Genomic DNA, 12,610 nt, shown 5'->3' on the forward strand with positions numbered 1-12,610 from the left:
TGCTAAGATAAGCCTATGCAAGCCCAAGCCTACATTATTTTAGCCCAAAGCGACACCACCGCCGGGTTGTTTAGCACAGAGTTTAGCCAACTCAACCACGCCAAGCGTAGCCCACCCCATAAACCCCTCTTGCAGGTGGTAGAACATTTGAGCGATCTCAAGGCACGCGTGCCTGTGATCCACCGCGCCTTTGTGCGACGCACGCGCGCAAGTTGCATTTACCCCAATGGCAAGGCGTTTCGGGTGATTAGAGATCCAAGTGTGCTAGACTTTTTAGAGCACTTTGGCGCGCTTTATAGCACCTCAGCTAATTTGAGCAGGGGGGATTTCGATCTAAAATGGGCACAGGAAGTGGCACACATCCTCATTGAAGACAAGCGCGGGCTTTACAAAGCCCCCCCTTCGGCGATCTTCAAGCTTTCGCGCACGCACAAAAGGCGTTTGCGTTAGTGTGAAAGCTGTTTTCTAGCTTTTTGTTTTTGCGTCACGCTGGCAGGCACAAAACCGTTTTTTTGTAAATCCTCATAGAAAGTTTTAGACTTCAAAGTGGACTCCCAGTGCTCTAAGTAGTCGTATTCGGTGTCCACCTCTTCTTTGAGGTTGTCTACATTTTTCACCCTCACAGCTAGAGCTTTTTCAATCGCGTTCAGGCGTTTTTGGCGTTGTGATGGGCTGAGTTTAGCGATATTCTTGGCTAAGACATCTTGAAAATGCTTTTGGAATTCTGCCTGACGCTTGGGAGTCATTTTGAGATAGCGGTTTTTCATTTCACTCAAATAGACGATGACCTTGCTAGCCTCTACCTTACCGGCCATGTCCAACATTTCTTGATCCGGCTTGGCATGGTACTCAGGGAAGACATTCAACCCGATGGTTTGCGCCCCTAGCACACCCAGCAAACTCGAAGCCAACACTACACTCATAAACCTCATGAACATCCTTTGTAAAATTTAGACTCGCATTATAACTTTTTTTTCTAAACCACAAACACTAGCGTTCGTAGAGAAAAGGCACGCTTGTAATCCCCGTGGCTAAGATTTTCTTAGTGGTTTCTTTGACTTCTTTGATCTTGTCATCGGGCACTTCTGCGGGCGTGTAAGCGTTGGCATACACTTTGTTGAGTAGATCAATCTTACTCTGTGTGCTGTGGGTTTGTTTGGCTTGCGCTAAAATATCCGCCGCCTTGAGCTCGGATTTTTCCCCTAATAGCCCCACCACCACCATGTGCACATTGGCATCCTTGAGGCGTTCTTGCACATGGCGCAATTCGTTCTGGCAATGCGGGCACATGGGATCAGAAACAATGTAAAGCTCCTTAGCCTTCTTATTCTTGGAAGTTAGGGTGATCACATAGTCCTTAGGCAACCCATCGAACATGGCGTTGATCTTAGCCCCATTAGCCTGTTTGAAATTGTAGGTTTGGGTTTCATGATAGACTGTGTTGATCAACTCGATGTCTTGATCGTTATTGCTGAAAAACACATTGCTAAGTCCTAGCACCAAAGTGCCGTTTTTATTGGTCAGCAAAGGGATATGGTATTTAGTTTCAGGGTCTTCTACCACCACGATTTGGAAATCCTTATTGGACTTGAGGGGCTGCAAGCGCAACACCCGCACCGAACGCTTTGTCTGTTTATGAATGAGCTGGGTTACACTCTCCTCGATATTCTTGCCCACTCCCCTAGCCTCCTTAGCCCCCACAATCCCCATGCATAACACGACCGCACATAGAAATTTAAATTGGCGCATACACCTTCCTAAACGAAATTTTAGCCCCATTCTAGCAAGAAATGCCTAACAAACGCTTGAGTTTAGCGTTTAAAAAACTTGAAATACCCCCCCGCCTTGTTGGTTTGGGGCGCGCGGCTTAGCACCAAATCCCCCTCTTGCATGCTCTGGCTAATGGTGCTCCCAGCCCCTATTAACACATGCGAGGGGATATTCAAGGGCGCGATGAGTTGGGTGTCGCTCCCTATGAACACATGCTTGCCGATGTTAATCTGGTGCTTTTGCTTGCCATCGTAATTGCAAGTGATAACCCCCGCGCCCACATTGCTCCCCTCATCAATGCAACAATCCCCTAGATAACTCAAATGCCCCGCTTTAATCCCTTTGAGTTGCGCGTTTTTGGTTTCTACAAAATTGCCAATGTGGCTATCTACAATATGGCATTTGGGGCGCACATGGGCTAGAGGACCTATGGTGCTATTTTCCACCACACTCTCCTCTATGATGCTATGGGCTTTGATATAGGTGTTTTTGAGCACACAGCCCACCAAGCGCGCCCCCTGCTCGACCACACAATCCCCCTCAAAGCGCACATGGCGATCTAAATAGATCGTGTGGGGCATTTCTAGGCGCACGCCCTGATCCATTGCTGCTTGGCGCAAACGCCCTAGCATCACTTCTTGAGCCTGTGCCAACTCGCTTAGAGAATTAACTCCCATACACGCTTGAGCGTCCACACGCACGGGCACAATCTCCACCCCCTCTTGCGCTCCTAGGGCGATGAGTTGGGTTAAATAGTATTCTCTCTGGGCATTTTGTGCGTCTAGTTTGGGTAAATACGCCTGTAAAAACGCCCTGCTAAAGACATAAATCCCAGCGTTGAGATGGGGGAGTTTTAGGGCTTTGTAAGAAGCGTCCTTTTCTTCTACAATGGCGTGCGCTAAACCTTTTTCTACGCGCACCCGCCCATACCCGCGTGCGTTCTCTAGCCTAAACACCCCGATGGCATGCGTGTGTGTGAGTAAGCCCTGCAAACTTGAGGGCTCAACCAAGGGCATGTCCGCGTTCAAAACGAGGATTTTCTCATGGGTGGTAGGGATGAGCGCGCCTTGTTGCAACAAAGCCCCCCCCGTGCCCGGGAAATTTGCGGTGTCTTGGATATGGGTGTGTATGGGCGCGTTAGCAAAGGCGTTTTTGAGATATGCGCCCACGCGCTCGTGTTGGTGTCCTAAGATCACATGCACATCTTGGCTCAAGGCTAGCGCGCTCTCTAGCGCGTAAAATAACATGGGTTGCCCACATAGGGGGTGTAAGACCTTGGGGAGGTGAGTTTTCATGCGCGTTCCCTTGCCTGCGGCTAAAATGATCACAGAGAGAGACATCAAGTTTCCTTTAGAGCTTTTTAACTTCTAGGGCATTATACTTAAGACATCAAGTAAAAAGGTTTTAGATTGCTAAAAGTGATCTTGCTAGGGTTGTTAGGGGTGGATTTATTGCTGGGGGCGCAGATCAAAGACCCCATAATCCCCACCATCGATCTATCATTGAGCGCGCCCCACACCCCCGCGCAATTGGTAACCAGTTTGAATGTGGTCTTGGTGCTAACCTTACTTGTGTTAGCCCCCTCACTCATTTTAGTGATGACAAGCTTTATCCGCCTGATTGTGGTGTTTTCCTTTTTGCGCACCGCTTTGGGCACGCAACAAACCCCACCCACCCAAATTTTGGTGTCCTTAGCCTTGATTTTGACCTTTTTTATCATGGAGCCTAGCGCCAAAAAGAGTTATGAGATCGCCATCAAGCCCTATTTAGCGGAAAAAATATCGTATACGCAAGCCTTTGAAAAGGGGGTTGTGCCCTTTAAAGAGTTTATGTTACAAAACACGCGTGAAAAGGATTTAGCCCTATTTTTTAGAATCCGCCATTTGGAAAACCCTAAAGATGCCAGCAGTGTGCCCTTGAGCGTGCTTGTGCCCGCCTTTATGATCAGTGAGCTCAAAACGGCGTTCCAGATCGGGTTTCTGCTTTATCTGCCCTTTTTGGTGATTGACATGGTGGTCAGCTCTATTTTAATGGCAATGGGGATGATGATGCTACCCCCCGTGATGATCTCTTTGCCCTTTAAAATTTTAGTGTTTATCTTGGTGGACGGGTTTAATCTCTTAGTAGAAAACTTAGTGGCTAGCTTTAAGCACTTGAGCTAGCGCGCTACACGCCATGCGCGCCCCACAAAGAGGGCACAGAGTAAAATAAGCAGGGCTTTGAAAAGGACTTCGCTGTGGGTGTGCATGCGCGCAAATGTAGGTGTGTCAGTCATGTGGGTGGCTTGTGCGTTCAAAATAAAGGGGGTGTAATAAAAACTAAATAGGGCGATCAAACCCGCGCTTATTAAGCTCAAAAGCACTAGCCACGCTCCCTTAGACTTCTTGAGCGCTAAGAATAGACTATCTAGCACCAACAACACCCCTAAAGCGTTTAAGAGTGTGTTGGCGCGCACAAAAATCTGCCCCATCAATGCCCCCGCCTCTAGGGCACCCAAATTGACATGGGCGATCTCAGAAGCTTTAAAGATCACAGGGGCTACTCCCGCACCCGCAAAGAACACCACGCCCACGCCCACGCCCAGCACAAGCAACACCACCACCCCCCATAATTTCCCTAACATTTAGAAGTAGAAATAATAAGCGATGGTGAACGCCCAATCGCGCTTAAGAGATATAGTGGTGTTATCCACTTGGACACCATTGTAATTTCTGATGTAATTAGCGCGCATCATGGGCACTTTGAAACCCAGCTCGATCCCATTATGTTTGGCGATGACGGCGCGCACCCCGCCATTAAAGAACCATTGGGCTTTGGTTTGGGGGTTATTGCCTTTGACTAGCCACCAAGTGTTACCCCCCACCGCCAAGCCCCCAAACACCCCAAAACTAAACCCCGTGGCGTTGATCAGATTCACCAGCAAGTCTATCCCCACCCCATAACCTGACAAATTGAAAGTGTTATTGGTAAAAGCCACTTTATCGTTGTAGACCACTTTGCCAAAGTCAGTGATCCCCCAGTTGTAAAAGCCGTAGTAACGCAAGCCAATCCAACCCTTTTGCCCAAAGAGTTGGTTATAACCTATGTGCACGCCCACGCCCTGCGTGATGGCGTTGGCGTTTGTCTTAGGCGCATTACCCCCTAGCACTTCGGCTTTGAAGGTAGAACCCCCCATCTCATACATCGCGCCCACGAAAAACGCGCTCTCTTCTGCCTGTAAGCCCCCCCACAACGCTGTCGCTCCAACAAGGCTCAAGACTTTCAAACGCATGCGCACTCCTTGTTATGATGAAACCATGCAGATCGGAAAAATTCCACACCCCTTAAGCCCTAGCAGCCAATTTGCTGATGGCATCCGCGTGCAAATCGTCCATATGGGTGCGCAAGACCTTAGAATACATGTCCACAAGGCGGTTAGCCTCGATCAAGCGCGTCATCTCGGTAACCGCATTGACATTGCTTTTTTCTAAGAAGTGTTGGCGCACAATGGGGGCGTTGAGCTCCACGCGTTCCGCCATTTTATCTTGGGGGTAGGTATAGAGATTGTCTCCCATCTTTTTTAAAAGTTTTTGGCTTTGGAAGCCCACTATGGCTAACGCGCCCCCGGGCACTTCTTCATTGCCATCATGGAAAAACAAATCGCCATTGGCACTCACGCTCAAACGCGCCCCGGGCAACATGTGAATCCCCGTGTGGTTTTCAATTCCCCCGCGGCTAAGCACATGAAAACCCTCTTTAGTGCTCAAAAAACCCTGCGCGTCAATGGTGAAACTCCCATCGCGTGTAAAGGCGATCCCCTGAGGGGTTTGCACCACGAAATAAGCGTTGGGATCGCTAAGGGCAAAATCCAATTCGTTATCCGTCTTAGCCATAGGTCCTAGGCTGTAGTCTGTGTAGCGTTGCGTGATGATGGGCACGCGGTTGAGGTTGCGGTTTAGATACTGCGCAGCCTGCTTAGTTTGGTCAGCTAGGGGCAATTTGTCGCGGTAATTTTGATACAGACGCAAGAAATCCCCCACCACCACATCATCGCGTTTAAACCCATTGGTGTTGAGGTTGGCTAAGTTGTTGGAGATTTGATCCAAGCGGTTAAACTCATTAACCATCCCCCCCGTTGCGTCATAATACCCATTTGTCATGTTAGACTCCTAATGATACGAGTGTGCTATTATAACCTAAAAAATACAAGGATTGGCGTGCAAGAGAGCATCGCGCATTTTCAACACCTATTTAGCACTTGGGGGTATTTGCTCTTATTTGCCTACTCTTTGGGGAGTGGGTATGTGGGGATTGTGGTGGCCGCGATCCTAAGCTCTATGGGGCAAATGGATATTAAACTCAGCATACTCAGCGCGGGGGTGGGCAATTTTGTGGGGAGTATGGGGCTAGCTCTGCTGGGACGCACCCAGAAAAAAGAGTTGTTTAACTACTTTGCCAAACACCGCCGTAAATTCGCCCTAGTGCATATGTGGTTGCAAAAATACGGGGTGTGGTTGATCTTTTTTAACAAATACATCTATGGGATCAAGAGCATTTTGCCCCTAGCCATTGGCTTTAGCAAATACGATCTAAAGAAATTCGCGCTGTTAAATGGGGGGGCATGCGCGCTGTGGGCGGTGGTGGTGGGCGCGATCGCTTTTTATGCGAGCGCATGGGTGCGCCATATATGGGATCGCCTGAGCGCTTATGCCTATTTGATGCCCCTCTTTATCTTGGCTTTGGTTGTGGGGATTGTATGGGTGCTTAAACGGGGGAGCAAGAAGGCTTAATGAACATTGGCTTTAACAGAGTAAAGTCGTGCAAAAAGGATCGACATGGGTAAAATTCTAGCTTGCTTGGGCGCGTTGTTGTGGCTGGCGGGGTGTTGCCAATGCCCTATCACTCCCACCAACTCCCCCAAACAACACAAAAGCCATAAAAAACCCCCCAAGGTCGCCCCCAATGATGGCGAGCCCCATCAGGTAGAATAACCTTGCACCTGTAAGAATGTGGCGTTGGGGACTACCACCTTGTAGTAGAACACGCTTATGCCTAGCAGAAGCAACACATCTAGCCAAGGGGGGGTGTTAAAGATGGCATGGATCAAGGCAATGGGAGCTAGCTTGGCTAGCATCTCTAAGGTGGGCTGGAATTGCCATTTGATAGGTCTTGGCGCGCGATTAGAGCTAGATACCAGCTTCCCCTTGAGGCTATAAAAACAATCGGCAAGAAACGCCCCCATAACAAGACCCGCCCCTATGAGCGCAGAATTACTAGGATTGGTGAGAAGTTTAAGCCCCGCGAATTGATCGCCTACTATACATGCAAGACCAAAGAGCACACCAGGATAAATGCTCCCGCGCACTATAGAGACCGCGGGGGTGCTTGTATCCTCCTCTTCTGGCTCAAAGCGCAAACAAGCGACCCTAGGGACTATCAGCCGGTTGTAGAGCTGTATGATGCCTAAGAATAGAAGTATCTCTAGCCAAGGGGGGGTGTTAAAAATGACATGGATCAAAACCACAAAGGCTAGGGCTACCAGCAATTCTAAGATGGGTCGGAATTGGATGGAGCTAGATTTGGATGTTAGCGCAGCAGGCTTCCTTCTAACACTAAAAATATAGGTCTGCACAAGCGCAGCTGGCACAATAATCGCCCATAAAAAGATAGAATGCTTAGAATCGTTCAAAAGGTCGAAGGGATCGGATGATTCTGTCAACCGTATAAACAGAGAGGCTGAGTAAAGACCAGTAGCATAACACAAAGACTTCGTATTGTCCACAAGTGTCCACTTCTCTTGTTGCATGCAAATCCTTTCTACCCCCTCCTTCTTATTTTATCACACAAGAAAACCCTGCAACTATGGGGCATACTAATAACAACTTCCTCATAAGCGCTCCTTTGTATTTTCTTGTGCCAACCGGCACGATCTCAATCTAACATAAATCTTAAGCCATCTAGCTTGATTATTTAAAACAAAGAATTTTGCGCGCTTTGAAATGTTACTCAACTAAGCAAGCACTGATCGAGTCTTCTTAGGGGTTGTGCTACAATCGCGCCAAAACCACAAAGAGCTAACATGAATTTATTTAGTCTACACGCCCCCTATGTCATGAGTTTAGAGCAAGAAAAAGTTGTGCAAACTTTAAGTGAGGGGGTAGCCCAAGGGGCGCGTTATCAGACCTTGATTGGGGTTACTGGTTCAGGCAAAACCTTTAGCATGGCAAATTTGATCGCGCGTTTGCAAATGCCCACCTTGATCATGAGCCATAACAAAACCCTCTGTGCCCAGCTTTACAGCGAGTTTAAAGGCTTTTTCCCTAAAAACCATGTGGAATACTTTATCTCCCACTTTGATTATTACCAACCCGAATCCTATATCCCTAGACGCGATCTCTTCATCGAAAAAGATAGTTCGATCAACGAGGATTTAGAACGCCTGCGCTTGAGCGCGGTAACTTCGCTTTTAAGCTATGAGGATGTGATCGTGGTCGCTAGCGTGTCGGCTAATTATGGGCTGGGCAACCCAGCGGAGTATTTGAGCATGCTAGAAAAAATCCAAGTGGGGCAAGTGCGCCCTTACAGACAATTCTTGCTCAAGTTAGTAGAAATGGGCTATGCGCGCCAAGAAATCTTAGAGCGGGGCAAATTTAGGGTGGTGGGGGAGTGCGTGGATATTTTCCCCGCTTATAATGATGAAAACTTTATCCGCATCGAGTTTTTTGGCGATGAGATCGAGCGCATCACCAGCATGGACGCGCTAGAAAACACCCCCCTAAAGCAACTAGACTCCTACCCCCTCTATGCGGCAAATGCTTTTATTGTAAGCCCTAAGCGTTTGCAACAAGCCATTCAAGATATTGAGCAAGAATTACAAGAGCGCTTAAACTTTTTCAAGCAAGCCCAAAAGCCCCTAGAGTATGAGCGCCTTAAAACCCGCACCGAATTTGATTTAGAAATGATTAGTGCCACAGGCATTTGTAAGGGCATTGAAAATTACGCGCGCCATTTCACGGGCAAGAGGGCGGGAGAAACCCCTTATACGCTCATGGATTATTTCGCCCAGAAACAACGCCCCTTTTTGGTGATTGTAGATGAATCCCATGTGAGTTTGCCCCAATTTAAGGGGATGTATGCCGGGGATTTGAGCCGTAAGCAAGTCTTGGTAGATTATGGCTTTAGGTTGCCCTGTGCGCTGGATAACCGCCCACTTAAATACGAGGAGTTTATCACCAAACCCCCCCATTTTCTCTTTGTCTCAGCTACCCCCAACCCCCTAGAGTTAGAACTCTCACAAGGACATATTGCTGAACAGATTATCCGCCCCACCGGACTATTAGACCCCGAGTATGAAGTGCGCCCTGTGGCTAACCAAGTCAAAGATTTATTTGAGAGCATTAAGGGCGTGGTGGCTAGAAAGGAGCGCGTCTTAGTAACCACCTTGACTAAGCGCATGGCTGAGGAGTTATGCAAGCACTATTTAGAATGGGGCTTGAGGGTGCAGTATTTGCATAGCGATATTGATGCGATCGAGCGTAACCATTTGATTCGCTCCTTAAGACTGGGAGAATTTGATGTGCTCATTGGGATCAACTTATTAAGAGAGGGGCTAGATTTGCCCGAAGTGTCCTTAGTGGCGATTTTGGATGCGGATAAAGAGGGGTTTTTACGCAGTGAAACGAGCTTGATTCAAACCATGGGGCGCGCGGCGCGGCATGTGCATGGCAAGGTGTTGTTTTATGCGGATAAAATTACAGCGAGCATGCAAAAAGCGATGCAAATTAGCGATGAGAGGCGCTCTAAACAAAAAGCCTTTAATGCAGAGCATGGCATTGAGCCTAAGAGTGTGCAAAGACTCTTAGAGGAGGAGCTCACAGAGAGCCTACCTGCCAAACCCAAACGCTCCAAAGCCCTAGAAAAAATGCCTAAGAGTGAAAAGGATCGCTTGATTAAAACTTTAAGGGCGCAAATGCAACAACGCGCTAAGGTGTTAGACTTTGAAGAGGCGGCAAGATTACGCGATGAGATCGCGCGCATTAGAGGGTTGTAAGGATGAAAAAAATTTTATTAGGGTTGGTGTTGGTGCTCATGCCTATTTTCACTGCGTGTATGTGTTTTGGGGTCTTCGCAACATTGCATGATTATGGTTGCCTTAATGGGGTTTGGGGAGGCATGGGCGTGGTGGGCATAGTGGTGTTATATGGGCTGTCTTTTTTGCCCATTAGGGAGATTTATAAATACACGGGCTGGTCTTTTGGCTGTGTGGTGAGTGGGATTGTTAATGCTGTGGGCGTAATACTCTTCCCCATAATAATATTATATATAATATTTTGATGGCACTCCATATACCATATTAAAAAGGTTGGCGATGAAAACTAGAGAGGTGTTTTTAGGGATAGTGTTGGGGTTGATACCCGTTGTGGCGTTTGGAGTGTGCTTATTTGTGGGGTGGCAACTTGTGAAGGCTTGCCATTCTCACTTAGCATTATTTAGCCAAGTGTTCTTAGGCGCGTTTTTTCTTTTGTTAGTTTTTGGGATTTACAAGCGCACGGGCTGGGTTTTTGGCTCTAAATTGAGCGGGATTTTCACCTTATTAGTGGTGCTGAGTGGGGTTTCTGTGGGGTTGGGGCGTTGGGATCGCCTTGCTATGCAGAGCGGTGCGTGTGTGATGGGATGTGTATGGAGAGTCCTTGTCCTAACTATAGTGGATGCGTCAAAGATCAGTGTCCTGAGTGTTTGGGCCGTCCTACTCGATTTCCCGACTAAGATGTTTTAGGGACTATGAAAAAGATTAAAGCGTTTTGCTTGGGGGCGGTGTTGGTGTTGATGCCCTTTGTTACTTTTGTGGTGTGTTATGCTCCTGTTTCGAGCAAATAAAAGCGGTTTTTATCTTGGCGTTTTTGGTGCATTTGTTGCTCTAGGTGCGCATTTAGAGTGCCAAAATCTCCGTCTGGAATCACCAAAAGGTCTGCCTTTTTGTAATTTTGCTCCTGCATCGCCCTTAAACCCTCTGTTAAGATGCTTCCAATATCTTGTAATTATATAAAAATATCTTAATTAGATATTTTTATAAGTTTCTTGTTAAGAAGCATTGGCTATAGTTGTCAAATGGAATTGAATGAGTTGATCAATAAAATTCATAAACTTATCGAAGCAAAAGAGATTAAAACCATCTCCCAAGCACAAATGGCTAAACGCATTGGCGTGCAACATAGAACCTATGTGGAGTATTCTCGCGGCAAAAATAAACCATTAGCCATGAAGGCTCTGTTAAATATGCTCAATGAGTTAGATGATGCGGAGATTATTAAAGTAGTTAGAGAGTGGAATAAGGCTAAATTAGGAGATAGCTTATGATGAAGACTGATTTTTTAAATCAAATCCTCTTGGGGGATTGTGTGGAGTTAATGGAAAACATGCCTGAAAATAGCCTCTCTGGCTGTGTAACCGACCCACCCTATAACTATGAATTTTTTGGCAGAAATTGGGATCATGTTGAAATAGAACGCCGGACACAAAAAGCCTTAAATCATCAAAAAATACTGGTGAAAAATATCCCTTATGGCAGTGGTTTAGCTGGTGGAGTGAGAAATGCGCGTTGGTATCAAAAGAATAGAGAAAATATTTTAGAATACCAAGCTTGGGTAGAGAGGTGGGGGCGCGCTTTGATTGCTGTGTTAAAGCCCGGTAGCTTTGTGATGGTGTTTAATAGTAATAGAAGTGTGGCGCATGTGCAAATAGGGCTTGAAAATGCCGGGTTTTTTACTAAAGACATGTTTATTTGGTTAAGAAGTAGCGGTATTCCAAAAGGATTAAATGCTTATGAAAAAATGCAAAAAGATCAAGATAACACAGCTCAAGATTGGCAAGGGTGGCATAGCGCAACTAGGAATAATTACGAAGCCATAGCGGTGTTACAAAAACCCATTGAAAAAAATTACATCCATAACATTAAAAAATATGGTGTTGGGCTTTTAAAAACGCAAGGCTATAGCAATCAAGAGGGCTTTATGTCTAATGTTTTAGAAGGGTATAGCAGAGATAAAAAAGAATCTTTTAACAAGCATATAGCGATTAAACCCGTTAAACTCATCAAAAGACTAATAGAAATGATTGTCCCATGCCCTTCAGAACATGCCATCATAGACCCCTTTATGGGGAGTGGGACAACAGCCCTTGCCTGTTTGCAACTAAATATCCCCTTTATAGGTTGTGAGTTAAATCAAGAATATATAGAGATCGCCAAGCATAGACTATCTCAAAAGTAATTGGCTTTTAAGCGGGCTAAATATTGCACTATATCGATACCATCGCCGTGTTTAGCGATAAAACTATAGGCTTCATGCTTGACCAAAACTTTCCAGCCTCCATTTTTGGCAGCAGTGATCGCAGCGGGTAAATTGTCATCTCTTAAAATTAAAAACGCGGACTCATATTTTTTCTTTCTTAACATCTCTGCATATGCTTTAAACTTTTTTAGCGTTCCACTATCTCCGGAACCCATCCTATATTTAGTATCAACAGCGATCTTGCCTATAAAATAATCTACAGGGCGATCGGATCCAAAATCAACGCTCTCTGGCGGTGCAAAAAACTTGTTGGAAGAAAATAGTTCTTTAGTAACTAATTCCCATACCATCCCTAATTCTCTATTCCAATACTGCGTGTTTTTGGCTGTCATTTCAGGAGTAATATTGAAAAAATCCATCAAAATATCAGAATCATAATGTTTGTTCTTAAATTCTTTTTGCAAAAAACTATTTCTATACTGCTTTAGTATGCCTACAATATTTGTTTCAACATGATTTTTCATTTCTTAACTCCTTTGCGATGATATACAGCTACAAGGTTATATTCTATA

The 12,610-nt window shown here is 46.1% G+C and carries 15 protein-coding genes; 7 read left to right on the forward strand and 8 right to left on the reverse strand.

Annotated elements, in window-relative coordinates; genetic code table 11:
- Positions 1-15 precede the first annotated feature (15 nt).
- Positions 16-450, forward strand: coding sequence for a N6-threonylcarbamoyl adenosine t(6)A37 modification in tRNA (locus tag EAO33_RS02360; protein WP_205589483.1), 435 nt, complete (start codon positions 16-18; stop codon positions 448-450).
- Here the strand turns inward: EAO33_RS02360 and EAO33_RS02365 are convergent.
- The 3 genes from EAO33_RS02365 to glmU all read right to left on the reverse strand — a co-directional run bounded on the left by EAO33_RS02365 (position 447) and on the right by glmU (position 3,110).
- A complete protein-coding gene (locus EAO33_RS02365; protein WP_120944608.1) occupies positions 447-932 on the reverse strand; it encodes a DUF1104 domain-containing protein in 486 nt (161 codons plus the stop codon). The genes EAO33_RS02360 and EAO33_RS02365 overlap by 4 nt on opposite strands.
- A gap of 58 nt (positions 933-990) precedes the next feature.
- Positions 991-1,749 carry a DsbA family protein gene (locus tag EAO33_RS02370; protein ID WP_120944610.1) on the reverse strand — a complete coding sequence of 253 codons (759 nt, stop codon included), beginning with the start codon at positions 1,747-1,749 and terminating at the stop codon, positions 991-993.
- A 62-nt stretch (positions 1,750-1,811) separates the two neighbouring features.
- Positions 1,812-3,110 carry a bifunctional UDP-N-acetylglucosamine diphosphorylase/glucosamine-1-phosphate N-acetyltransferase GlmU gene (gene glmU / locus EAO33_RS02375; RefSeq protein ID WP_120944612.1) on the reverse strand — a complete coding sequence of 433 codons (1,299 nt, stop codon included), beginning with the start codon at positions 3,108-3,110 and terminating at the stop codon, positions 1,812-1,814.
- A gap of 93 nt (positions 3,111-3,203) precedes the next feature.
- Here glmU and fliP point away from each other — a divergent pair, with 93 nt between their 5' ends.
- Entirely contained in the window at positions 3,204-3,932 is a 729-nt protein-coding gene (gene fliP, locus EAO33_RS02380; RefSeq protein WP_407920456.1) for a flagellar type III secretion system pore protein FliP, read from the forward strand.
- Here the strand turns inward: fliP and EAO33_RS02385 are convergent.
- From EAO33_RS02385 to EAO33_RS02395, 3 genes are read right to left on the reverse strand one after another with little or no spacing between them, the layout of a single operon-like run.
- Entirely contained in the window at positions 3,929-4,369 is a 441-nt protein-coding gene (locus EAO33_RS02385; protein WP_235853001.1) for a DUF4149 domain-containing protein, read from the reverse strand. The two genes, fliP and EAO33_RS02385, sit on opposite strands and share 4 nt — an antisense overlap.
- 24 nt (positions 4,370-4,393) lie before the next feature.
- Complete coding sequence (locus EAO33_RS02390; protein WP_120944618.1) at positions 4,394-5,041, reverse strand: outer membrane protein; 648 nt, start codon at positions 5,039-5,041, stop codon at positions 4,394-4,396.
- A 52-nt stretch (positions 5,042-5,093) separates the two neighbouring features.
- Positions 5,094-5,909, reverse strand: coding sequence for a flagellar hook-basal body protein (locus EAO33_RS02395; protein ID WP_120944620.1), 816 nt, complete (start codon positions 5,907-5,909; stop codon positions 5,094-5,096).
- 57 nt (positions 5,910-5,966) lie between these two features.
- On the opposite strand from EAO33_RS02395, the gene EAO33_RS02400 reads away from it, so the two are divergent.
- On the forward strand, positions 5,967-6,539 hold the full coding sequence (locus EAO33_RS02400) for a DedA family protein (protein ID WP_120944622.1): 573 nt from the start codon (positions 5,967-5,969) through the stop codon (positions 6,537-6,539).
- Positions 6,540-6,584: 45 nt separating this feature from the next.
- Positions 6,585-6,740, forward strand: coding sequence for a hypothetical protein (locus EAO33_RS09020; protein ID WP_162982182.1), 156 nt, complete (start codon positions 6,585-6,587; stop codon positions 6,738-6,740).
- Here the strand turns inward: EAO33_RS09020 and EAO33_RS02405 are convergent.
- Positions 6,728-7,555, reverse strand: coding sequence for a hypothetical protein (locus EAO33_RS02405; protein ID WP_162982183.1), 828 nt, complete (start codon positions 7,553-7,555; stop codon positions 6,728-6,730). The two genes, EAO33_RS09020 and EAO33_RS02405, sit on opposite strands and share 13 nt — an antisense overlap.
- Positions 7,556-7,828: 273 nt before the next feature.
- Between EAO33_RS02405 and uvrB the strand changes: the two genes are divergently transcribed.
- The 3 genes from uvrB (at position 7,829) to EAO33_RS02430 (ending at position 12,017) form a co-directional block, all read left to right on the forward strand.
- The gene (gene uvrB, locus EAO33_RS02410) at positions 7,829-9,799 is read left to right on the forward strand and encodes an excinuclease ABC subunit UvrB (RefSeq protein ID WP_120944627.1); all 1,971 of its coding nucleotides are present in this window, start codon (positions 7,829-7,831) and stop codon (positions 9,797-9,799) included.
- A gap of 1,058 nt (positions 9,800-10,857) precedes the next feature.
- Positions 10,858-11,106: a helix-turn-helix domain-containing protein gene (locus EAO33_RS02425; protein WP_120944631.1), complete on the forward strand. Its 249-nt coding sequence runs from the start codon at positions 10,858-10,860 to the stop codon at positions 11,104-11,106.
- Positions 11,103-12,017 carry a DNA-methyltransferase gene (locus EAO33_RS02430; protein WP_120944633.1) on the forward strand — a complete coding sequence of 305 codons (915 nt, stop codon included), beginning with the start codon at positions 11,103-11,105 and terminating at the stop codon, positions 12,015-12,017. Before EAO33_RS02425 ends, EAO33_RS02430 begins: the two co-directional genes overlap by 4 nt.
- Here EAO33_RS02430 and EAO33_RS02435 read toward each other — a convergent pair.
- A complete protein-coding gene (locus EAO33_RS02435) occupies positions 12,008-12,562 on the reverse strand; it encodes a restriction endonuclease (protein ID WP_120944635.1) in 555 nt (184 codons plus the stop codon). The genes EAO33_RS02430 and EAO33_RS02435 overlap by 10 nt on opposite strands.
- Positions 12,563-12,610: the final 48 nt, after the last annotated feature.

It is taken from the genome of Helicobacter labacensis, from assembly GCF_003660285.1.
GTDB classification, from domain to species: domain Bacteria; phylum Campylobacterota; class Campylobacteria; order Campylobacterales; family Helicobacteraceae; genus Helicobacter; species Helicobacter labacensis.